Below are 21898 nucleotides of genomic sequence, written 5' to 3' on the forward strand. Positions count from 1 at the left end.
GGACATGCCCGTGCGGGTACGGGCCCCGGGCGTCGCCCCGGCCGGACACGACGCCGAGCCACCCTTCTCGCCACCGCACTCGGAGCTGCTGCCCTGACCGGAATGAGCGTCTTCCTGCTGCAGAACGTCCCGGTCTCGCAGAGCAGCAGCGACACCAGCGCAGTGAGTCAGGATACGGGGGGCAAGAGCAACGCGCGTGTGTACTCGCAGGCCACACTTGAGGGCCAGGTGGACGCGCTGCTGAATGAACGTGCCGATGTGGCCAGCCAGGGCCCCGGCGCCAAGGAACAGGCTCCGTCCGTCGGCTCCAAGTCCTCGCCCCAGTCCGACCCCTCGGACCCCATGTCGCCTGAGGCCCCGCTCCGCGCTCCGGCCGTGACCGTCCCCGCGTGTGTGGAGGAGGGCATCGGGCGGAACAGCGACGCCCTCGCCATCGAGAAGGGCTCGTACGAGGGCATCGATGCCTACCTCGTCGTACTGCCCCACCCCACGGACCCGGCCAGCGTCCAGGCCTATGTCATCGAGGCTGCATGCGTCGGCGCCGGGCCCCCCGCCAAGGGGAAACTGCTGCTGACGCACGCTTACAACCGCCCCTGAGAATCACACCGCCAGCCGCTCCGGCACGTTGGGAATGCATCCCCCGTAGGATCCGTTGGGTGGGGTGAGAGTCGTTGAACCGGCCCCAGTAGGCGTGGACAGTAGGCAGTCTGCAGAGACGAGGAAGAAACCCGTGAGCGACGTGCGTAATGTGATCATCATCGGCTCCGGCCCGGCCGGCTACACAGCCGCCCTTTACACCGCGCGCGCCTCGCTGAAGCCGCTGGTCTTCGAGGGCGCCGTCACCGCCGGTGGCGCGCTCATGAACACCACCGACGTGGAGAACTTCCCGGGCTTCCAGGACGGCATCATGGGGCCCGACCTCATGGACAACATGCGCGCCCAGGCCGAGCGCTTCGGTGCCGAGCTGGTCCCGGACGACGTGGTCTCCGTCGACCTCACCGGTGACATCAAGACGGTCACCGACACCGCCGGCACCGTCCACCGCGCCAAGGCGGTCATCGTCACGACGGGCTCGCAGCACCGCAAGCTCGGTCTCCCCAACGAGGACGCCCTCTCCGGACGCGGCGTCTCCTGGTGCGCGACCTGCGACGGCTTCTTCTTCAAGGACCAGGACATCGCCGTGGTCGGCGGCGGCGACACCGCGATGGAGGAGGCGACCTTCCTCTCGCGCTTCGCCAAGTCGGTCACGATCATCCACCGCCGGGACACGCTGCGCGCCTCCAAGACCATGCAGGAGCGCGCGTTCGCCGACCCGAAGATCAAGTTCGCCTGGGACAGCGAGGTTGCCGGGGTCAACGGCGAGCAGAAGCTCTCCGGAGTGACCCTGCGCAACACCAAGACCGGCGAGACGTCCGAGCTGGCCGTGACCGGCCTGTTCATCGCCGTCGGACACGACCCGCGCACCGAGCTCTTCAAGGGCCAGCTCGACCTGGACGACGAGGGCTACCTGAAGGTGGCCGCCCCCTCGACACGTACCAACCTGCCCGGTGTCTTCGGTGCGGGCGACGTCGTCGACCACACCTACCGCCAGGCGATCACCGCAGCCGGCACGGGCTGCTCCGCCGCCCTCGACGCAGAGCGCTTCCTTGCCGCGCTCGCCGACGACGAGAAGGCTGCTCCCGCGGCCGCCGTCTGAACCACGCCTCATCCCACATCCCCACCCCGCGAAGCTAAGGAGGCTGCCGTGGCCGGCACCCTGAAGAACGTGACCGACGACTCCTTCGAGGAGGTCGTCCTCAAGAGCGACAAGCCCGTTCTGGTGGACTTCTGGGCTGCCTGGTGCGGTCCGTGCCGCCAGATCGCCCCGTCGCTGGAGGCCATCGCGGCTGAGCACGGCGAGATCGAGGTCGTGAAGCTCAACATCGACGAGAACCCGGCCACCGCCGCCAAGTACGGCGTCATGTCCATCCCGACGCTGAACGTCTACCAGGGTGGCGAGGTTGCCAAGACTATCGTGGGCGCCAAGCCGAAGGCCGCGATCCTGCGTGACCTCTCGGACTTCATCTCCGAGTAAGGCTTCGCGAGCAAGACGCCGCCTGCGTCTGATGTTTCACGTGAAACGGGCCCGTCCTCCTCGGACGGGCCCGTTTCGTATGCACGGATGAGTGAGCCTCACAACGGTCGCAGAGCAGGCTCTTTCTGCACCACGCCCAGAAGTCGGTCCAAGGCCATCTCAACGTCCTCCTTCCAGGAGAGCGTCGTACGCAGCTCCAGCCGCAGCCGAGGGTTCACCGGATGCGGACGCACCGTCTTGAACCCCACGGACAGAAGATGGTCGGCGGGCAGTACACAGGCCGGCTCCTTCCACCGCGCGTCCCCGAAGGCCTCGATCGCCTTGAAGCCCCGCCGGATCAGGTCCTTGGCGACGGTCTGAACCATCACCCGGCCCAGCCCTTGGCCGCGGTATCCCGGCATGATCAACGCGGTCATCAGCTGGACGGCATCGGGGGACACGGGGCTCGTCGGAAAGGCGGTCGCGCGCGGGACATACGCCGGGGGTGCGTAAAGCACGAAGCCGGCCGGTACGTCATCGACATAGACCACACGCCCGCAGGAGCCCCACTCCAGGAGAACGCCGGAGATCCAGGCTTCCTTCTCCCGATCGGCCGTTCCGCCCTTGGCGGCAGCTTCGCCACTGACCGGGTCGAGCTCCCAGAACACACAGGAGCGACAGCGCCGGGGAAGGTCGGGAAGGTTGTCCAGCGTGAGCGGTACGAGCCGACGCCCCATGAAGGCTGTTCCTCACTTCTCTCGCCCACGTCCTGGACGGAAATGCCCTGCCAGAACGCATCGTAACCACCACCGGATCAAGCTGACACCGTGACAAAGCAAAGGGCGGGCTGTATCCGTGAACCGGATACAGCCCGCCCTCTCGGCGATCGACGGAGTCAGCTCTCGTCGTCCTCGGTGGGCTCCTCGGACTGGGCGCGGTCCAGCACACGGCCCTCGCCCGGCGCGAGGCTGCCGAGGATGCGGTCCAGATCCTCCATCGAGGCGAACTCGACGACGATCTTGCCCTTCTTCTGCCCGAGGTCGACCTTCACCCGGGTCTCGAACCGGTCGGAGAGCCGCGACGCCAGGTCGGTGAGGGCCGGAGAGAGCCGGGCTCCCGCGCGCGGCCCCTTGGCCTTCTTGGCGCTCGTGGGCCGGGAGCCCATGAGCGTCACGATCTCCTCGACCGCACGCACCGAGAGTCCCTCGGCCACGATGCGATGAGCCAGCTTGTCCTGCTCCTCCGAGTCGTCCACCGACAGCAGGGCGCGCGCATGGCCCGCCGACAGCACTCCGGCGGCCACTCGACGCTGCACCGGAGGCGACAGCCGCAGCAGACGCAGGGTATTGGATACCTGCGGCCGGGAGCGTCCGATCCGGTCGGCCAACTGGTCATGCGTGCACTTGAAGTCCTTGAGCAGCTGGTCGTAGGCAGCCGCCTCCTCCAACGGGTTCAGCTGAGCCCGGTGAAGGTTCTCCAGGAGGGCATCCAGGAGCAGCTTCTCGTCGTCGGTGGCGCGGACGATGGCGGGAATGCGCTCCAGGCCGGCCTCCCGGCAGGCCCTCCAGCGCCGCTCGCCCATGATGAGCTCGAAGCGGTCGGTCCCGATCTTGCGTACCACGACCGGCTGGAGAAGACCGACCTCCTTGATGGAGGTGACCAGCTCCGCCAGCGCGTCCTCATCGAAGACCTCACGGGGCTGCCGCGGGTTCGGCGTGATGGAGTCGAGCAGCACCTCGGCGAAGTACGCCCCGGCCACATCGTTGGGGACCGTCGACTCGGCCCCCACGGGCGCGCTCGGCTCCGGCACGACGGGGTTGGATCCGAGTGTCGTCACCTTCGCGGCGGCCACACCCCGCTCCGTGGTGAGGACAGGAGCGGAAGCCCCGGTCCCGGTGGACGACAGCTGCTTCTCCTGCGGAGCGGCTGGGATCAGGGCACCGAGCCCTCGCCCCAACCCTCGACGACGCTCACTCACTGGATCCCCTCCGAATTGCTCTGCTGACTGATCGAACCGCCCGTGTGGGCGTGCTGTCCCTCGTAGTGCACCCCGACCCCGCGCAGCGCGATCTCCCGGGCCGCTTCGAGGTAGGAAAGCGATCCACTGGAACCGGGGTCATAGGTGAGCACGGTCTGCCCGTAGCTCGGTGCCTCGGAGATGCGGACCGACCGGGGAATGCTGGTCCGCAGCACCTCCTTGCCGAAGTGGCTGCGGACCTCCTCCGCCACCTGCGACGCCAGTCTGGTCCGGCCGTCATACATGGTGAGCAGGATCGTGGACACATGGAGAGTGGGGTTCAGGTGGCCCCGCACCAGTTCCACGTTCCGCAGAAGCTGGCCCAGGCCCTCCAGTGCGTAGTACTCACACTGAATGGGGATCAGCACCTCAGCACCGGCCACCAGTGCGTTGACCGTCAGCAGGCCCAGCGAGGGCGGGCAGTCGATCAGGATGTAATCCAGCGGCTGCTCATACGCCTGGATGGCGCGCTGGAGTCGACTCTCCCGCGCCACCAGCGACACCAGCTCGATCTCCGCACCGGCGAGATCGATGGTGGCCGGGGCGCAGAAGAGACCTTCGACGTCCGGAACGGGCTGAACCACGTCGGAGAGTGGCTTGCTCTCCACGAGGACGTCATAGATCGAGGGGACTTCGGCGTGGTGATCGATACCCAGAGCCGTGGAGGCGTTGCCCTGCGGGTCGAGGTCGACCACCAGGACCCGTGCACCGTGAAGTGCCAGCGACGCGGCGAGGTTCACCGTCGAGGTGGTCTTGCCCACCCCACCCTTCTGGTTCGCCACGACCATGACGCGGGTCTGCTCAGGCCGCGGCAGTCCCTCGCCGGCTCGGCCGAGGGCCTCCACCGCCAGCTGGGCCGCGCGACCGATGGGTGTGTCGTCCATCGGCGGCGGTGTTTCACGTGAAACACCGTCCCCCGCCGATTCGGTTCGGGGGCCGGGGACCGGTTCGGTCATCGGCCCCGCGATGTTGGCGTCGGACCGCAAGGATTCACTCTCCTCGACTTCAGGCTCGCAATGAGCAGAGCCTGTCATGGTTTCGGGGTCGTGAACCAGCGAGGCCCGCTCTTCTGTGGATGAAACCACTTCTGTGGACAACTCCGTAGCCCTAACGGGCCTGCGATGGGGTGGGGCGGCTGCCTCATGACCGCGGCCAATGATTCCATGCAGCAGAGAACGACGTTTCACGTGAAACACGATGCCTCCGCAGCGTAGCTACAAAGACACGACACTCCGCGCGGAGCGCGTACGGCTCAGCGCCGACGACGCGTCCGGCTGGTCCGCGCGGCCTTGGCTCGCTTTGCGGCGAACCTCACGCCGCCCGGGCTCTCACCGACCACCACACGCACCACGGTGGACATCGGATCGACCACGCCCTCGCCGACGTGCAGCACCTCGGTCTCCACCACACCGAGTTTGCTGAGCGCCGCACGCGCACCGTTGATCTCTTCCTCGGCGGTGTCCCCCTTGAGCGCGAGCATCTCGCCGTACGGCCGCAGCAGGGGCACGCCCCAGCCGGCCAGCCGGTCCAGCGGCGCAACCGCCCGGGCGGTCACCACGTGCACAGGCTGAAGGGAGCCGAGGACCTCCTCGGCCCGGCCGCGGACGACTGTCACATGGTCGAGGCCCAGGAGCTCAACGACCTCCTGGAGGAAGTTCGTCCGGCGCAGCAGCGGTTCCAGCAGGGTGATCTTCAGGTCTGGACGCACCAGTGCCAAGGGGATTCCCGGGAGCCCGGCCCCCGAGCCCACGTCGCAGACCGTGACCCCCTCGGGAACCACCTCGGAGAGCACCGCGCAGTTCAGCAGGTGCCTGTGCCACAGACGCGGAACCTCACGCGGACCGATCAGCCCGCGCGTGACCCCCGCGTCCGCCAGTAGTTCCGCGTACCGGACAGCCTCGGGAAAGCACTCACCGAAGACTTCCCGGGCCTCTTCGGGCGCTTGGGGAAGCGCTACTTCCTCCGTCACGGGGGACCGTCCTTCCATACCGCACTACCGCACCATGGTGGCTGTCTATCAGGCTGACAAAGATCGGCCCCGTCTGCGAACAGACGGGGCCGACAGGTAAGGAGCCGGTCAGGCCGGCAGGACGACGACGAAGCGCTGCGGCTCCTCGCCCTCCGATTCGCTGCGCAGGCCCGCGGCCGCGACCGCGTCATGCACGACCTTGCGCTCGAACGGCGTCATCGGGTCCAGCTTCACCGGCTCACCGGTGCTCTTGACCTTGTCCGCCGCCTCGGCACCCAGCTCGGCGAGCTCCGCGCGCTTCTTGGCCCGGAACCCGGCGATGTCCAGCATCAGACGGCTCCGGTCACCGGTCTCCCGGTGCACGGCCAGCCGCGTCAGCTCCTGGAGCGCCTCCAGGACCTCGCCGTCGCGCCCCACGAGCTTCTGCAGGTCGCGCGCCGATTCGCTGATGATCGAGACCGCGGCCCGGTCCGCCTCGACGTCCATGTCGATGTCGCCGTCGAGGTCGGCGATGTCGAGCAGGCCCTCAAGGTAGTCCGCTGCGATCTCCCCTTCCTGCTCAAGGCGGGTCAAGGTGTCGCTGCCCTCAGCGGCCGTGGAGGTGGTGCCTTCCGTCACGGATGGACTCCTTCTTACTTCTTGGACGGGTGCTTGGGCCGCTGCGGACCCTTGCGCTGTCCGGACTTGGCTTGGCGTGAGGAGCCGGACGCGGACTTGCCCGCCGGCTTCGACTTGTCGTCCCGAGCGGTGCTCTTCTGCAGGGAGGTCTTGGACTCCGACTCATCGGAGTCGCCGTCCTTGACTCCGCCCTGGTGGGTCGCACCGGTCTGGCGCTGCGACTTCGTCTGCCGCTTGGGCTGCTGGCGTCGCTGCGCAGCACCACCCTCCGCCTCCGCGACGGCGGTGTCGCTCTTGGCCACCGTGCCGTCCTCCTGCGGAGCGAGTCCGAGCTTGGCCAGTCCGACGACGAACTTCCGCTCGATGTCATTGCGGTCCGGGCCCTTGGCCACGATCCGCTTGACCGTGTTGCGACGGGTCCGCCCGCGGACCTCGCCGTGCGCGGTGACGCTCTTCAGGAGCCGTCCGAGGTACTGCTCCTGGGCCTTGCTGCCCGGGGTCGGGTTCTGGTTGATCACGTACATCTGCTGACCCATGGTCCAGACGTTGGTGGTCAGCCAGTAGACGAGGACACCGACGGGGAAGTTGATACCCATGACCGCGAAGATCAGCGGGAAGATGTACATCAGCATCTTCTGCTGCTGCATGTACGGCGTCTTGACCGTGAGGTCGACGTTCTTCGTCATCAGCTGGCGCTGCGTGAAGAACTGCGAGGCCGACATCATCACGATCATGATCGCGGTGACGACCCGGACGTCGGTCAGCGAAGCACCGAGGGCGTCGACCTTCTCCGCGCTGTCCATGAACTTGGCGGCCAGCGGGGCACCGAAGATGTGGGCCTGACGGGCGCTGTCCAGCAGCGACTGGTCGATGACGCCGATCTTCTTGTTCGAGGCGATCGCGGAGAGTACGTGGTACAGCGCGAAGAAGAACGGCGACTGCGCCAGGATGGGAAGGCACGAGGAGAGCGGGTTGGTACCCGTCTCCTTGTACAGCTTCATCATCTCTTCGGACTGACGCTGCTTGTCGCTCTTGTAGCGCTCCTGGATCGCCTTCATCTTCGGCTGGAGCAGCTGCATGTTCCGCGTCGACTTGATCTGCTTGACGAACAGCGGGATCAGACAGATACGGATGAGCACCACGAGGGACACGATGGACAGGCCCCAGGCCCATCCCGTGTCGGGACCGAAGATCGCCCCGTACAACTTGTGGAACTGGACGATGACCCAGGAGACGGGCCAGGTGATGAAGCTGAACAGACTGGCAATCGTGTCCACTAATCAGGCTCCTTGAGCATTGGGCGAAGTCTCTGCGGCCGAACTCGGGAGTTCGTTGGCCGAACCCCCGGAAGGCACGTCAGCGGCGGAGTCCCCGCCCTTGCTGCCGCGTAGCGCGCTGCGCAGCATTTCGTGCCAACGCGGACGTTTGCGTGGTGGTACGTAGTCCACGCCGCCGGGTGACCACGGATTGCATCGCAGGATGCGCCAGGCCGTCAGCGCCGTTCCCTTGATCGCTCCGTGCCGGTCGATCGCCGTATATCCATAGTGGGAACACGACGGGTAGTAACGGCAGACAGGCCCGAGAAGTGGGCTGATCGTCCACTGGTACAGCTTGATGAGAGCCAGCAGCGGGTACTTCATCGCACGCCCCCTCCCAGCAGCCGCTGCAACGCGGCGTCCAGGTCTCGGGCCAGCTGTTCATGGCCGGCGTCGCCCGCTCCGGGCAACGCTCGTACGACAACCAGGCTACCGGGGGGCAGCTGGGCGAGTCGTTCTCGGACCAGGTGGCGAAGCCTGCGCTTCACCGCTGTGCGGACGACCGCACCACCCACGGCTTTGCTGACAACGAAACCCGCACGCGGCGGGGGAACGTTCTCCCCAGTCACGTGCGGGTCGGTTGCACCGCTTCGTAGATGGACGACGAGGAGCGGGCGACCGGCCCGGCGTCCTCGTCGTACTGCGGTCGCGAAGTCCTCGCGCCGCCTCAGCCGATTCTCGGAAGGCAGCACGTCATGACGACCTGTACGCGATCAGGCGGACAGGCTGGCGCGACCCTTGCTGCGGCGGGACGCGAGAATCGCGCGGCCGGCACGGGTGCGCATCCGCAGCCGGAAGCCGTGGGTCTTCGCGCGACGACGGTTGTTCGGCTGGAAGGTGCGCTTGCTCACTCGGGGGCTCCAGAAAAGACTCGTGGTTGGCGGGACATCGCCTGGCTGTCACCGTGCGCCCACGAGAGACTCGCGTAAACGCCCTAGTGCACCGCTTCACAATCACAGATCGTGATCTTTGCCCATCGGAGGCAGGCGGCAGCAGCCATCGACAACTCGACCTGGTCACGGTACGCGCGGCTACGCCATCCGGTCAAACCGACCCTGTCGGACCCCCCATTGTGCACAGGCTGTGGACAACGACTTGAACCACGCGGGTCGGGCTGACTACCGTGGCTGAACTCCGGTTCTTTTTCTTCCCGCCTGCCGGTCCCGACCCATACCGTCCCGAGAACCACACATTCGTGGGACCAGCGAGAGAGCGTGCCTTGTGGCTGACGTACCTGCCGATCTTGCCGCAGTGTGGCCGCGAGTGCTGGAGCAGCTCCTCGGGGAGGGGCAGCAGGGCATCGAGCCCAAGGACAAGCAGTGGATCGAACGCTGTCAGCCGCTCGCCCTGGTGGCCGACACCGCACTGCTCGCCGTCCCCAATGAGTGGGGCAAGCGTGTCCTCGAAGGCCGCCTCGCGCCCCTCATCAGCGAGACGCTGAGCCGTGAGTGCGGGCGCCCCATCCGGATCGCGATCACCGTCGACGACACCGCCGGCGAGCCGGCCGGGCCGCCGGCACCCCCCATGCACCAGTCGCAGCAGCCGCCCCATCGCTACCAGGGCCCTCGGCACGACGAGGCCCGCCCCGGCGACGCGTACGAGAACTACGGGGCCCGGCCCTCGGACGACGGCATGCCGACCGCACGGCCGGCCTACCCGGACTACCAGCAGCAGCGCCCGGAGCCCGGCGCCTGGCCGCGTACCCAGGAGGACCTGTCCTGGCAGCAGCCCCGGCTCGGCGGCTTCCAGGACCGCGAGCCGTCCGCCGACCAGTGGCGCGAGCCGTACGGCGGCGGCCGCCCCCCGCAGCACGACTACCGCCAGCAGCCGCCCGAGCGCCAGGGGTACGAGCCCCAGCACACCGACCGCCCCCGCCCCGAGCGCCACGAGCTCCCGGAGCCGCAGCACCGCACGGGCCCCGGCACCGGCAGGCCCGGCGGAGGAGCCCCCGGGCCGATGGGCGCACAGCCCGCGCCGGCCCCCGGCCCCGGCGAGCCGCATGCCCGGCTGAACCCGAAGTACCTCTTCGACACCTTCGTCATCGGAGCCTCGAACCGCTTCGCGCACGCCGCGGCCGTCGCGGTGGCCGAGGCGCCTGCGAAGGCGTACAACCCGCTGTTCGTCTACGGGGAGTCGGGGCTCGGCAAGACCCATCTGCTGCACGCCATCGGGCACTACGCGCGGAGCCTCTACCCGGGCACCCGGGTGCGGTACGTCAGCTCCGAGGAGTTCACCAACGAGTTCATCAACTCGATCCGTGACGGCAAGGGCGACACGTTCCGCAAGCGGTACCGCGACGTCGACATCCTGCTCGTCGACGACATCCAGTTCCTGGCGAGCAAGGAGTCGACGCAGGAGGAGTTCTTCCACACCTTCAATACGCTCCACAACGCCAACAAGCAGATCGTGCTCTCCTCCGACCGGCCGCCGAAGCAGCTGGTCACTCTGGAGGACCGCCTGCGGAATCGTTTCGAGTGGGGGCTGACCACCGATGTCCAGCCTCCCGAGCTGGAGACCCGCATCGCGATCCTGCGCAAGAAGGCGGTGCAGGAACAGCTGAACGCCCCTCCGGAGGTACTGGAGTTCATCGCCTCCCGTATCTCGCGCAACATCCGTGAGCTGGAGGGCGCGCTCATCCGGGTGACGGCCTTCGCCAGCCTCAACCGCCAGCCCGTGGACCTGGGGCTCACGGAGATCGTGCTGAAGGATCTGATCCCGGGCGGCGAGGACACGGCCCCCGAGATCACGGCGACCGCCATCATGTCGGCGACCGCGGACTACTTCGGGCTGACGGTGGAAGACCTCTGCGGATCGTCGCGCAGCCGCGTGCTGGTGACGGCCCGGCAGATCGCCATGTACCTGTGCCGCGAGCTGACGGATCTCTCCCTGCCGAAGATCGGTGCGCAGTTCGGCGGCCGGGACCATACGACGGTGATGCACGCGGACCGCAAGATCAGGGCTCTGATGGCGGAGCGGCGCTCCATCTACAACCAGGTCACCGAACTCACCAACCGCATCAAGAACGGCTGACGGCGCCCCGCGCGCCGACTCCCGCACGTACCCCGAGGGCGCTGTGCGGACTCGTCAGGAGTCCGCACAGCGCCCTTCCGCATTCCCCGAAAAGCGGCTCGCAACCCCCTCTCGCACGGCTCCGGACGGCGGCCGGCCGTCCACCGCGCCCTCTGCCGGAGGCCCCGCCCTGTTCGATTACTCGGGAGGACACGGGTGTTCTCCACAGATCCGGGCACTTTTTTCCCTCCACAGCCTGGGGATCCAAAAGTTGTCCATACTGCATCCACAGGCAGAACCACCGGGAGGACATCAGGGCAGCTCAGAGGGTTGGGGATTTGTGGTCAACGATGATCCACAGCCTGTGGACAAGATTTTCGTCCACAGGCACCGCGCCGCGTTGTCCACCGGCTGCCCACAGGTCAGAGGCTGTTTTCCCCAGTCGGGGGCCGCTTCTCCACACCGCTGTCCACTGTTCGGCAACACGACAGGCCCTGTCACCGGCCCGAGTGAAAGGCGTCACACCAAGAGGCGGGGTTGGCCTGTGGGGAACGGGGGTAAAGCTGGGGACAGACCTGGGGAGAAACTCCCCTGTCCTGTGTACGGGTTGTGCACAACTTCCGGGTGTCCACAGAAAGCCCGGGTTGTCCACCGGTGCCACCCACAGGGCCGGTGGATAAAAAACGGGCCCTGACCTGCGAAAACGGGGTTATCCACGGTTTCCACAGGCCCTACTACTACCACCACCCATAGTTAGCCCGGAATCCGTTTCGAAGTGGGGCCTGTGCACAACTCGCCCTCGGAGCGCTCCGAGCCTTCCGCCGCGATTTGACCCCGAGCAGCACCGAGTGTCGGTGCGGTGCGTCAGACTGGTCCCCGGCGTCCTCCCCGTCTTCGGCGGAGCGACCCGACCAGACGACGAAGGCCAGCAGGGCGAGAACAGCAGGAGGCGGTTCCGGTGAAGATCCGGGTGGAGCGCGATGTACTCGCGGAGGCGGTGGCCTGGGTGGCCCGCAGCCTCCCGGCCCGTCCGCCGGCGCCCGTTCTCGCGGGCCTTCTGCTGAAGGCCGAGGACGGAGCCCTCAGCTTCTCCAGCTTCGACTACGAGGTCTCGGCGCGCGTCTCGGTGGAGGCCGAGGTCGAGGAGGACGGCACCGTCCTGGTCTCCGGCCGGCTGCTCGCCGACATCTGCCGCGCCCTCCCCAACCGGCCGGTGGAGATTTCCACAGACGGTGTACGGGCGACGGTCTCCTGCGGCTCCTCGCGATTCACACTCCACACCCTTCCTGTGGAGGAATACCCGGCACTGCCGCAGATGCCGACCGCGACCGGCACCGTGCCCGGTGAGGTCTTCGCCTCCGCCGCCGCCCAGGTCGCCATCGCCGCCGGCCGCGACGACACGCTGCCCGTCCTGACCGGTGTGCGCATCGAGATCGAGGGCGACACCGTCACCCTCGCCTCCACCGACCGTTACCGCTTCGCGGTCCGCGAGTTCCTCTGGAAGCCGGAGGACCCGGAGGCCTCCGCCGTGGCCCTGGTGCCCGCCAAGACGCTGCTGGACACCGCCAAGGCCCTCACCAGCGGTGACACGGTCACCCTGGCGCTCTCCGGCTCGGGCGCGGGCGAGGGGCTCATCGGTTTCGAGGGCGCCGGACGGCGTACGACCACCCGACTGCTCGAAGGCGACCTGCCGAAGTACCGGACGCTCTTCCCCACCGAGTTCAACTCGGTCGCCGTGATCGAGACCGCCCCGTTCGTCGAGGCCGTGAAGCGCGTCGCCCTGGTGGCCGAACGCAACACCCCGGTCCGGCTGAGCTTCGAACAGGGCGTCCTGATCCTGGAAGCGGGCTCCAGCGACGACGCACAGGCTGTGGAAAGGGTCGACGCCGTGCTGGAGGGCGACGACATCTCGATCGCCTTCAACCCGACCTTCCTGCTCGACGGCCTGAGCGCCATCGACTCCCCGGTCGCCCAGCTCTCCTTCACGACCTCCACCAAGCCGGCGCTGCTCAGCGGCCGCCCGGCCGTGGACGCCGAGGCGGACGACGCGTACAAGTACCTGATCATGCCGGTCCGCCTCTCCGGCTGACCTCCCCCGGCCCCGCCCCGGCGGGGCCCGACGAGCGTGTTCAGCGCCGAGCACGCCCGGCGTCCTGTCCCCTTCCGGGCGTAGGCTCGGACTTGGGTACGAATCGGCACAACGCTAAGGAATCTCTGATGGAGCTCGGTCTCGTCGGCCTCGGCAAGATGGGCGGCAACATGCGCGAGCGCATCCGCCGCGCAGGCCACACCGTCATCGGTTACGACCGCAACCCGGATGTCGCCGATGTCCACAGCCTGGAAGAGCTTGTGGGCAAGCTCAAGGGCCCCCGGGTCGTGTGGGTGATGGTCCCGGCCGGAGCCGCGACCCAGTCCACGGTCGACGAGCTGGCCGATCTGCTCTCGCCCGGCGACATCGTCGTGGACGGCGGGAACAGCCGCTGGACCGACGACGAGAAGCACGCGGAGGAGCTGCGCGGCAAGGGCATCGGCTTCGTCGACTGCGGCGTCTCCGGCGGCGTCTGGGGCCTGGAGAACGGGTACGCGCTCATGTACGGCGGCGACGCCGACGACGTCGCGAAGGTCCAGCCGATCTTCGACGCGCTCAAGCCCGAGGGCGACTTCGGCTCGGTCCACGCGGGCAAGGTCGGCGCCGGCCACTTCGCGAAGATGGTCCACAACGGCATCGAGTACGCCATGATGCAGGCCTACGCCGAGGGCTGGGAGCTCCTGGAGAAGGTCGACTCCGTCACCGACGTGCGCGAGGTCTTCCGTTCCTGGCAGGAGGGCACGGTCATCCGTTCCTGGCTGCTCGACCTGGCGGTCAACGCCCTGGACGACGACGAGCACCTGGACAAGCTCCGCGGCTACGCGTCCGACTCGGGCGAGGGCCGCTGGACGGTGGAGGCCGCCATCGACAACGCCGTGCCGCTGCCCGCGATCACCGCGTCGCTCTTCGCGCGCTTCGCCTCGCGCCAGGACGACTCCCCGCAGATGAAGATGATCGCCGCGCTGCGCAACCAGTTCGGCGGCCACGCGGTCGAGAACAAGAAGTAACCCGCAACGAGGAGCGGGAGGGGCCGACCGCCTCTCCCGCCCGCCGGAGCACGGAGCAGGAAGCCGGGAAGGTCGGCGCACACCATGCACGTCACGCATCTGTCGCTGGCCGACTTCCGCTCGTACGCCCGGGTCGAGGTGCCTCTCGACCCGGGCGTCACCGCGTTCGTGGGGGCCAACGGCCAGGGCAAGACGAATCTGGTCGAGGCCGTCGGCTATCTCGCCACGCTCGGCAGCCACCGAGTCTCCTCGGACGCCCCGCTCGTCCGCATGGGCGCCGAGCGTGCCGTGATCAGGGCGGCCGTCACCCAGGGCGAGCGCTCGCAGCTGGTCGAGCTGGAGCTCAACCCGGGCCGGGCCAACCGCGCCCGCATCAACAGGTCCTCGCAGGTCAGGCCGCGTGACGTGCTCGGCATCGTGCGGACGGTGCTGTTCGCGCCGGAGGACCTGGCCCTGGTGAAGGGCGACCCCGGCGAGCGACGGCGGTTCCTGGACGAGCTGGTCACCGCGCGGTCGCCCCGGATGGCCGGGGTCCGGTCCGACTACGAGCGCGTGCTGAAGCAGCGGAACACCCTGCTGAAGTCCGCGGCGATGGCCCGCAGGCACGGCGGCCGCTCCCTTGACCTGTCCACGCTCGACGTGTGGGACCAGCATCTGGCCGGAGTCGGCGCGGAGCTGCTGGCCCAGCGCCTGGACCTGATCGCCGTGCTCCAGCCCCTGGCCGACAAGGCGTACGGGGACGTGGCCCCGGGCGGAGGGCCGGTGACGCTGGACTACCGCAGCTCCGTCGGCGCCGAAGCGGGCCCCGCGCGCACCCGCGAGGAGCTGTACGCGCAGATCGTCGAGGCCCTGGCCGCCGTCCGCAAGCAGGAGATCGAACGCGGAGTGACGCTGGTCGGCCCGCACCGCGACGACCTGGTGCTGGGCCTGCGCTCGATGCCCGCCAAGGGGTACGCGAGCCACGGCGAGTCCTGGTCGTACGCCCTGGCGCTGCGGCTGGCCTCGTACGAGCTGCTGCGCGGCGAGGGCAACGAACCGGTGCTGGTGCTGGACGACGTCTTCGCCGAGCTGGACGCGCGCCGCCGGGAGCGGCTGGCGGAGCTGGTGGCGCCGGCCGAGCAGGTGCTGGTGACCGCCGCCGTGGACGACGACGTGCCAGGGGCGCTCGTGGGGACGCGGTACGCGGTCACCGCCGGCGAGGTGGAGCGGGTGTGAGCGGCGACGGCGAGGGAAAGGCCCCGGACGGCGACCGGGCGAAGCCGGCGGAGCCGTCCGGCGTGGACCTGGCGCGGGTGGCCCTGCGCGCGGCGAAGGAGCAGGCCCGGGCCCGCGGCGCGGCCGCGCAGCAGAAGAAGCAGGCGAGGCGGGGCGGCGGGCTGCGCTCCGGGGCGCGGGCGGACGGCCGTGATCCGCTGCCTCTGGGCGCGGCGATCAACCGCCTGATCACCGAACGCGGCTGGGAGACCCCGGCCGCGGTGGGCGGGGTGATGGGCCGCTGGCCGCAGATCGTCGGCGACGACCTCGCCCTCCACTGCGTACCGGTGCGGTACGACGAGGAACCGGACCAGCGCGTTCTGACGGTGCAGTGCGATTCGACGGTGTGGGCGACGCAGCTGCGGCTGCTGGCCCCACAGCTGGTGGCCCGGCTCAACGCGGACCTGGGCAACGGCACGGTGCGGATGATCAAGGTGCTCGGCCCTGGCGGCCCTCAGCGCCGATACGGCCCACTGCGGGCCCCCGGAAGCACGGGCCCGGGCGACACCTACGGCTGACCCGTCCTGACCTGGGATTCTCCCCTCCGCAGGCGCTGGCTCGCGGGTGCGCGCCCACCGTTCAGGGCGTCCCGGACCGCGATTACGTGGTGGGTGAAACCAGGTGGCGGTGAACGGACGTCCCTCACCGTAGCGGGAGGCTGACAGGCCGAAGCGCTCAACGCCCTCGTGAGCCTCCTGAGGCCCCTTCCCGGATATGGGGAGTCGTCAGCCGCTCATTCAGGGCGGCACATGCGGACTCAGGTGCCCGCAAACCCCCATTCGGGTCGGCGCTACCGGTAGACTGGTGAACAATCCCGCGTCTGGCGGGAGTCGTCGATACAAGCCGAACGACGCAGCCGCTCCCGCCTGCCCGGAGAACGGCCTGTGCTGTGCCAGAAAGGGCGCTTCGTGGCCGATTCCGGCAACCCCAACGAGAACATTCCGTCCACCCGGAGCGAGGGCGACGTCGCTCCCGCCGCTGCCGAGGCCACGGCCTCGTACGACGCCAGCGCGATCACCGTGCTGGAGGGTCTGGACGCGGTCCGCAAGCGACCTGGCATGTACATCGGCTCGACCGGTGAGCGCGGTCTCCACCACCTCGTGCAAGAGGTCGTCGACAACTCCGTCGACGAGGCCATGGCCGGGCACGCGGACTCCATCGACGTCACGATCCTCGCCGACGGCGGGGTACGCGTGGTCGACAACGGCCGTGGCATCCCGGTCGGCATCGTGCCGTCCGAGGGCAAGCCGGCCGTCGAGGTCGTGCTCACCGTCCTGCACGCGGGCGGCAAGTTCGGCGGCGGCGGCTACGCCGTCTCCGGTGGTCTGCACGGTGTCGGCGTCTCCGTCGTCAACGCCCTGTCCACGCGCGTGGCCGTCGAGGTGAAGACGGACGGCTACCGCTGGACCCAGGACTACAAGTTCGGTGTCCCGACCGCCCCGCTGGCACGTAACGAGGCCACCGACGAGACGGGCACCAGCGTCACCTTCTGGGCCGACGGTGACATCTTCGAGACGACCGAGTACTCCTTCGAGACGCTCTCGCGCCGCTTCCAGGAGATGGCCTTCCTCAACAAGGGCCTCACCCTCAAGCTGACCGACGAGCGCGAGTCGGCGAAGGCGACGGCCGGCGCGGACAGCGCGGAGGCGGCGGACGTTCCCGAGGAGGAAGTGGCCCGCTCGGTCACGTACCACTACGAGAACGGCATCGTCGACTTCGTCAAGTACCTCAACTCCCGCAAGGGCGATGTCATCCACCAGTCGGTGATCGACATCGCGGCCGAGGACAAGGACCGGCTCCTCTCGGCCGAGATCGCCATGCAGTGGAACACGCAGTACAGCGAGGGTGTCTACTCCTTCGCCAACGCGATCCACACGCATGAGGGCGGTACGCACGAGGAAGGCTTCCGCGCCGCGCTGACCTCGCTGGTCAACCGCTACGCGCGCGACAAGAAGCTGCTTCGCGAGAAGGACGACAACCTCACCGGCGAGGACGTCCGCGAGGGTTTGACGGCGATCATCTCGGTGAAGCTGGGCGAGCCGCAGTTCGAGGGCCAGACGAAGACCAAGCTGGGCAACACGGAGGCCAAGACCTTCGTGCAGAAGGTCGTCCACGAGCAGCTGACGGACTGGTTCGACCGCAACCCCAACGAGGCCGCCGACATCATCCGCAAGGGCATCGCCGCCTCGACCGCTCGTGTGGCGGCCCGCAAGGCGCGCGACCTGACCCGGCGCAAGGGCCTGCTGGAGAGCGCCTCGCTCCCGGGCAAGCTCAGCGACTGCCAGTCGAACGACCCCACCAAGTGCGAGATCTTCATCGTCGAGGGTGACTCGGCGGGCGGCTCGGCCAAGTCCGGCCGGAACCCGATGTACCAGGCGATCCTGCCCATCCGCGGCAAGATCCTGAACGTCGAGAAGGCCCGGGTCGACAAGATCCTCCAGAACACCGAGGTCCAGGCGCTGATCTCGGCCTTCGGTACCGGGGTCCACGAGGACTTCGACATCGAGAAGCTCCGCTATCACAAGATCATCCTGATGGCGGACGCCGACGTCGACGGCCAGCACATCAACACCCTGCTGCTGACGTTCCTCTTCCGCTTCATGCGACCGCTGGTCGAGGCCGGCCACGTCTACCTGTCGCGTCCGCCGCTGTACAAGATCAAGTGGGGTCGCGACGACTTCGAGTACGCGTACTCGGACCGCGAGCGCGACGCCCTGGTCGCGCTCGGCAAGCAGAACGGCAAGCGGATCAAGGAAGACTCGATCCAGCGCTTCAAGGGTCTCGGCGAGATGAACGCCGAGGAGCTGCGCGTCACCACGATGGACGTCGACCACCGCGTGCTCGGCCAGGTCACGCTCGACGACGCGGCGCAGGCCGACGACCTGTTCTCGGTGCTCATGGGTGAGGACGTCGAGGCGCGGCGCTCGTTCATCCAGCGCAACGCCAAGGACGTCCGCTTCCTCGACATCTGAGTCGGCCGTACAAGCAAGCCGCAGCCGCGAAAGGACTTTGACCAGCAATGGCCGACGAGAACAACCCCGTCCCCGTGACGCCCGAAGAGGTTCCGCCCGTCGAGGGCGTGGGTATGCGTGTCGAGCCCGTCGGGCTCGAGACGGAGATGCAGCGCTCCTACCTCGACTACGCGATGTCCGTCATCGTCTCGCGTGCGCTCCCCGACGTACGGGACGGCCTCAAGCCCGTCCACCGCCGGGTGCTGTACGCGATGTACGACGGCGGCTACCGGCCCGAGAAGGGCTTCTACAAGTGCGCCCGCGTCGTCGGTGACGTCATGGGGACGTACCACCCGCACGGCGACTCCTCGATCTACGACGCCCTGGTCCGCCTGGCGCAGCACTGGTCGATGCGCATGCCGCTGGTGGACTCCAACGGCAACTTCGGTTCCCCGGGCAACGACCCGGCCGCCGCCATGCGGTACACCGAGTGCAAGATGATGCCGCTGTCCATGGAGATGGTCCGGGACATCGACGAGGAGACCGTCGACTTCCAGGACAACTACGACGGCCGCAACCAGGAGCCGACGGTCCTGCCGGCGCGCTTCCCGAACCTGCTGGTCAACGGCTCCGCGGGCATCGCGGTCGGCATGGCGACCAACATCCCGCCGCACAACCTGCGCGAGGTCGCGGCCGGCGCCCAGTGGTACCTGGAGAACCCGGAGGCCTCGCAGGAGGAGCTCCTGGAGGCCCTGATCGAGCGGATCAAGGGCCCGGACTTCCCGACCGGCGCACTGGTCGTGGGCCGCAAGGGCATCGAGGAGGCGTACCGGACGGGCCGCGGCTCGATCACGATGCGCGCGGTCGTGGCGGTCGAGGAGATCCAGAACCGCCAGTGCCTGGTCGTCACGGAGCTTCCGTACCAGACCAACCCCGACAACCTCGCGCAGAAGATCGCCGACCTGGTGAAGGACGGCAAGATCGGCGGCATCGCCGACGTGCGCGACGAGACCTCCTCGCGTACGGGCCAGCGCCTCGTCGTCGTACTGAAGCGGGACGCGGTCGCCAAGGTCGTACTGAACAACCTGTACAAGCACACCGACCTCCAGTCGAACTTCGGCGCCAACATGCTGGCGCTGGTGGACGGGGTGCCGCGCACCCTGTCGATCGACGCGTTCATCCGCCACTGGGTGACGCACCAGATCGAGGTCATCGTCCGGCGTACGCGGTTCCGCCTGCGCAAGGCCGAGGAGCGCGCGCACATCCTGCGCGGCCTGCTGAAGGCCCTGGACGCCATCGACGAGGTCATCGCCCTCATCCGGCGCAGCCAGACCGTCGAGATCGCCCGCGAGGGCCTGATGGGCCTGCTGGAGATCGACGACATCCAGGCGAACGCGATCCTGGAGATGCAGCTGCGCCGGCTGGCCGCGCTGGAGCACCAGAAGATCACCGCCGAGCACGACGAGCTCCAGGCGAAGATCAACGAGTACAACGAGATCCTGGCCTCGCCCCTGCGGCAGCGGCAGATCGTCAGCGAGGAGCTGGCGGCGATCGTCGACAAGTTCGGCGACGACCGGCGCTCCAAGCTGGTGCCCTTCGACGGTGACATGTCCATCGAGGACCTGATCGCCGAGGAGGACATCGTCGTCACGATCTCCCGCGGCGGCTACGTGAAGCGCACCAAGACGGACGACTACCGCTCGCAGAAGCGCGGCGGCAAGGGCGTGCGGGGCACGAAGCTCAAGGAAGACGACATCGTCGACCACTTCTTCGTGTCGACGACGCATCACTGGCTGCTGTTCTTCACCAACAAGGGGCGGGTCTACCGCGCCAAGGCGTACGAGCTGCCGGACGCCGGCCGGGACGCGCGCGGCCAGCACGTCGCGAACCTGCTGGCCTTCCAGCCGGACGAGCGGATCGCGCAGATCCTGGCGATCCGGGACTACGACGCGGCGCCGTACCTGATCCTGGCCACCAAGGGCGGTCTGGTGAAGAAGACCGCGCTGAAGGACTACGACTCCCCGCGCTCCGGCGGTGTCATCGCCATCAACCTGCGCGAGACGGCGGACGGTTCCGACGACGAGCTGATCGGCGCCGAGCTGGTCTCCTCCGATGACGACCTGCTGCTCATCAGCAAGAAGGCGCAGTCGATCAGGTTCACCGCCACGGACGAGGCACTGCGTCCGATGGGCCGTGCGACCTCGGGCGTCAAGGGCATGAGTTTCCGCGAAGGAGACGAACTGCTGTCGATGAATGTCGTCAGGCCCGGTACCTTCGTGTTCACTGCCACCGACGGCGGGTACGCGAAGCGGACCCCCGTCGACGAGTACCGCGTACAGGGTCGGGGCGGCCTCGGTATCAAGGCCGCCAAGATCGTGGAGGACCGGGGCTCGCTGGTCGGTGCGCTGGTGGTCGAGGAGACCGACGAGATCCTCGCCATCACGCTCGGCGGTGGTGTGATTCGTACGCGAGTCAACGAAGTCAGGGAGACGGGCCGTGACACCATGGGCGTCCAACTGATCAATCTGGGCAAGCGCGATGCCGTCGTAGGCATCGCTCGCAACGCCGAGGCGGGCCGCGAGGCCGCGGAGGTCGACGATTCCGTCGACACCGACGCCGAAGGCGGGACGACCGCGGCGGCGACAGCCGAGGCCACCACGGCCGAGGCGGCCGCCGGCAGCACGGTCGACAGCAATGTCGAGGACACGTCGTCCTCGACCGGGGAGCACGAGGAGTAGAGCGTGAGTGGAGCCACGGGCGCCGGTTCGTCCGCTTCCGGAGCGGGAGGTAACGGTGCCCGTGGCCCCGCCACGGACTCCCAAGGGGGCACTGTGACGGATACCCGGGGCCCTCAGCCCCAGTACGAGGGTTACGCGACCGGGCCGCTGCCCGGCGAGCGGGAACCCGCACCGGGCCAGGCGGGCCCGTACCACCCGCCGCAGGCGTACCCCTCGCCGCAGGGCGGGACCCAGGGCGGCGGCCGCACCTACGGCGGTCAGCAGCAGGGCATGGGACCGGCGCAGACGGCCCGCAAGCCGCGGACGGGGGCGCGGACCACTCCGCGTACCCGCAAGGCACGTCTGCGCGTCGCCAAGGCCGATCCGTGGTCGGTGATGAAGGTCAGCTTCCTGCTGTCCATCGCGCTGGGCATCTGCACGGTGGTGGCGTCGGCGGTCCTGTGGATGGTGATGGACGCGATGGGCGTCTTCTCCACCGTGGGCGGCACCATCAGCGAGGCGACCGGCTCGAACGAGGGCAACGGCTTCGACCTTCAGGCGTTCCTGTCGCTGCCGCGGGTCCTCGTCTTCACCGCGGTCATCGCGGTGATCGACGTGGTCCTGGCCACCGCTCTGGCGACGCTGGGCGCCTTCATCTACAACCTGTCGGCCGGTTTCGTGGGCGGTGTCGAGCTCACGCTGGCCGAGGACGAGTAGCCCGGCGGGTATCGATTTTGGGACTGGCCCCGACGTGCGCTAATCTTCAGAAGTCAGCGCGACGGAAAAGCGCGGCGGGGCTATAGCTCAGTTGGTTAGAGCGCATCCCTGATAAGGATGAGGCCACAGGTTCAAATCCTGTTAGCCCCACCAGCACGAAGGCCCCCCACCGGAAACGGTG

The 21898-nt window shown here is 68.3% G+C and carries 20 protein-coding genes and 1 tRNA gene; 12 read left to right on the top strand and 9 right to left on the bottom strand.

Annotated features, from left to right (window positions below):
- Positions 1 to 102 precede the first annotated feature (102 nt).
- From BLW14_RS35750 to trxA, 3 genes are all read left to right on the top strand, one after another.
- On the top strand, positions 103 to 597 hold the full coding sequence (locus BLW14_RS35750) for a hypothetical protein (protein ID WP_093707910.1): 495 nt from the start codon (positions 103 to 105) through the stop codon (positions 595 to 597).
- 133 nt (positions 598 to 730) lie between these two features.
- Complete coding sequence (gene trxB, locus BLW14_RS15790; RefSeq protein ID WP_093707911.1) at positions 731 to 1696, top strand: thioredoxin-disulfide reductase; 966 nt, start codon at positions 731 to 733, stop codon at positions 1694 to 1696.
- A gap of 48 nt (positions 1697 to 1744) precedes the next feature.
- Positions 1745 to 2074 carry a thioredoxin gene (trxA, locus tag BLW14_RS15795; protein WP_093707912.1) on the top strand — a complete coding sequence of 110 codons (330 nt, stop codon included), beginning with the start codon at positions 1745 to 1747 and terminating at the stop codon, positions 2072 to 2074.
- Between the two features lie 98 nt (positions 2075 to 2172).
- On the opposite strand, the gene BLW14_RS15800 is transcribed toward trxA, so the two are convergent.
- The 9 genes from BLW14_RS15800 to rpmH form a co-directional block, all read right to left on the bottom strand.
- Positions 2173 to 2790 (bottom strand): GNAT family N-acetyltransferase, encoded by a 618-nt coding sequence (locus BLW14_RS15800; RefSeq protein ID WP_093707913.1) that lies wholly within the window; start codon positions 2788 to 2790, stop codon positions 2173 to 2175.
- 158 nt (positions 2791 to 2948) lie between these two features.
- Positions 2949 to 4031: a ParB/RepB/Spo0J family partition protein gene (locus BLW14_RS15805; RefSeq protein ID WP_177153993.1), complete on the bottom strand. Its 1083-nt coding sequence runs from the start codon at positions 4029 to 4031 to the stop codon at positions 2949 to 2951.
- A complete protein-coding gene (locus BLW14_RS15810; protein ID WP_093707915.1) occupies positions 4028 to 5104 on the bottom strand; it encodes a ParA family protein in 1077 nt (358 codons plus the stop codon). The genes BLW14_RS15805 and BLW14_RS15810 overlap by 4 nt, the downstream gene beginning before the upstream one ends.
- A 218-nt stretch (positions 5105 to 5322) precedes the next feature.
- Positions 5323 to 6039 (bottom strand): 16S rRNA (guanine(527)-N(7))-methyltransferase RsmG, encoded by a 717-nt coding sequence (rsmG, locus tag BLW14_RS15815; protein ID WP_093707916.1) that lies wholly within the window; start codon positions 6037 to 6039, stop codon positions 5323 to 5325.
- A gap of 108 nt (positions 6040 to 6147) precedes the next feature.
- Positions 6148 to 6657, bottom strand: coding sequence for a Jag family protein (locus BLW14_RS15820; protein WP_093707917.1), 510 nt, complete (start codon positions 6655 to 6657; stop codon positions 6148 to 6150).
- A 14-nt stretch (positions 6658 to 6671) separates the two neighbouring features.
- Positions 6672 to 7934, bottom strand: coding sequence for a membrane protein insertase YidC (gene yidC, locus BLW14_RS15825; RefSeq protein ID WP_093707918.1), 1263 nt, complete (start codon positions 7932 to 7934; stop codon positions 6672 to 6674).
- Positions 7935 to 7937: 3 nt separating this feature from the next.
- The gene (yidD, locus tag BLW14_RS15830; protein ID WP_093707919.1) at positions 7938 to 8297 is read right to left on the bottom strand and encodes a membrane protein insertion efficiency factor YidD; all 360 of its coding nucleotides are present in this window, start codon (positions 8295 to 8297) and stop codon (positions 7938 to 7940) included.
- Positions 8294 to 8665, bottom strand: a complete 372-nt coding sequence (gene rnpA / locus BLW14_RS15835; RefSeq protein WP_093707920.1) for a ribonuclease P protein component — start codon at positions 8663 to 8665, stop codon at positions 8294 to 8296. The genes yidD and rnpA overlap by 4 nt, the downstream gene beginning before the upstream one ends.
- A gap of 21 nt (positions 8666 to 8686) precedes the next feature.
- The gene (rpmH, locus tag BLW14_RS15840) at positions 8687 to 8824 is read right to left on the bottom strand and encodes a 50S ribosomal protein L34 (protein WP_006348049.1); all 138 of its coding nucleotides are present in this window, start codon (positions 8822 to 8824) and stop codon (positions 8687 to 8689) included.
- 370 nt (positions 8825 to 9194) lie between these two features.
- Here rpmH and dnaA point away from each other — a divergent pair, with 370 nt between their 5' ends.
- The 9 genes from dnaA to BLW14_RS15890 all read left to right on the top strand — a co-directional run bounded on the left by dnaA (position 9195) and on the right by BLW14_RS15890 (position 21870).
- On the top strand, positions 9195 to 11003 hold the full coding sequence (gene dnaA / locus BLW14_RS15845; RefSeq protein WP_093707921.1) for a chromosomal replication initiator protein DnaA: 1809 nt from the start codon (positions 9195 to 9197) through the stop codon (positions 11001 to 11003).
- A gap of 937 nt (positions 11004 to 11940) precedes the next feature.
- On the top strand, positions 11941 to 13071 hold the full coding sequence (dnaN, locus tag BLW14_RS15855; protein WP_018522091.1) for a DNA polymerase III subunit beta: 1131 nt from the start codon (positions 11941 to 11943) through the stop codon (positions 13069 to 13071).
- Between the two features lie 128 nt (positions 13072 to 13199).
- Positions 13200 to 14078 carry a phosphogluconate dehydrogenase (NAD(+)-dependent, decarboxylating) gene (gene gnd, locus BLW14_RS15860; protein WP_093707922.1) on the top strand — a complete coding sequence of 293 codons (879 nt, stop codon included), beginning with the start codon at positions 13200 to 13202 and terminating at the stop codon, positions 14076 to 14078.
- 84 nt (positions 14079 to 14162) lie between these two features.
- Positions 14163 to 15293 carry a DNA replication/repair protein RecF gene (gene recF / locus BLW14_RS15865; protein ID WP_093707923.1) on the top strand — a complete coding sequence of 377 codons (1131 nt, stop codon included), beginning with the start codon at positions 14163 to 14165 and terminating at the stop codon, positions 15291 to 15293.
- Entirely contained in the window at positions 15290 to 15850 is a 561-nt protein-coding gene (locus BLW14_RS15870) for a DciA family protein (protein ID WP_018522094.1), read from the top strand. The genes recF and BLW14_RS15870 overlap by 4 nt, the downstream gene beginning before the upstream one ends.
- 366 nt (positions 15851 to 16216) lie before the next feature.
- Positions 16217 to 18304, top strand: a complete 2088-nt coding sequence (gene gyrB, locus BLW14_RS15875) for a DNA topoisomerase (ATP-hydrolyzing) subunit B (protein WP_093707924.1) — start codon at positions 16217 to 16219, stop codon at positions 18302 to 18304.
- A gap of 47 nt (positions 18305 to 18351) precedes the next feature.
- Entirely contained in the window at positions 18352 to 21021 is a 2670-nt protein-coding gene (gyrA, locus tag BLW14_RS15880; protein WP_093707925.1) for a DNA gyrase subunit A, read from the top strand.
- Between the two features lie 93 nt (positions 21022 to 21114).
- On the top strand, positions 21115 to 21717 hold the full coding sequence (locus BLW14_RS15885; protein ID WP_093707926.1) for a DUF3566 domain-containing protein: 603 nt from the start codon (positions 21115 to 21117) through the stop codon (positions 21715 to 21717).
- Positions 21718 to 21793: 76 nt separating this feature from the next.
- Positions 21794 to 21870, top strand: a tRNA-Ile gene (locus tag BLW14_RS15890).
- Positions 21871 to 21898 lie beyond the last annotated feature (28 nt).

This window comes from Streptomyces sp. 2131.1 (assembly GCF_900105515.1).
Taxonomy (GTDB): Bacteria; Actinomycetota; Actinomycetes; order Streptomycetales; family Streptomycetaceae; genus Streptomyces; species Streptomyces drozdowiczii.

Bases quoted from the DNA above. Each gene is read 5' to 3' on its own strand.
- BLW14_RS35750 (WP_093707910.1), top strand. From the start codon at position 103: ATGAGCGTCTTCCTGCTGCAGAACGTCCCGGTCTCGCAGAGCAGCAGC.
- BLW14_RS15800 (WP_093707913.1), bottom strand. From the start codon at position 2,790: ATGGGGCGTCGGCTCGTACCGCTCACGCTGGACAACCTTCCCGACCTT.
- BLW14_RS15810 (WP_093707915.1), bottom strand. From the start codon at position 5,104: ATGACAGGCTCTGCTCATTGCGAGCCTGAAGTCGAGGAGAGTGAATCC.
- yidD (WP_093707919.1), bottom strand. From the start codon at position 8,297: ATGAAGTACCCGCTGCTGGCTCTCATCAAGCTGTACCAGTGGACGATC.
- gnd (WP_093707922.1), top strand. From the start codon at position 13,200: ATGGAGCTCGGTCTCGTCGGCCTCGGCAAGATGGGCGGCAACATGCGC.
- recF (WP_093707923.1), top strand. From the start codon at position 14,163: ATGCACGTCACGCATCTGTCGCTGGCCGACTTCCGCTCGTACGCCCGG.
- gyrA (WP_093707925.1), top strand. From the start codon at position 18,352: ATGGCCGACGAGAACAACCCCGTCCCCGTGACGCCCGAAGAGGTTCCG.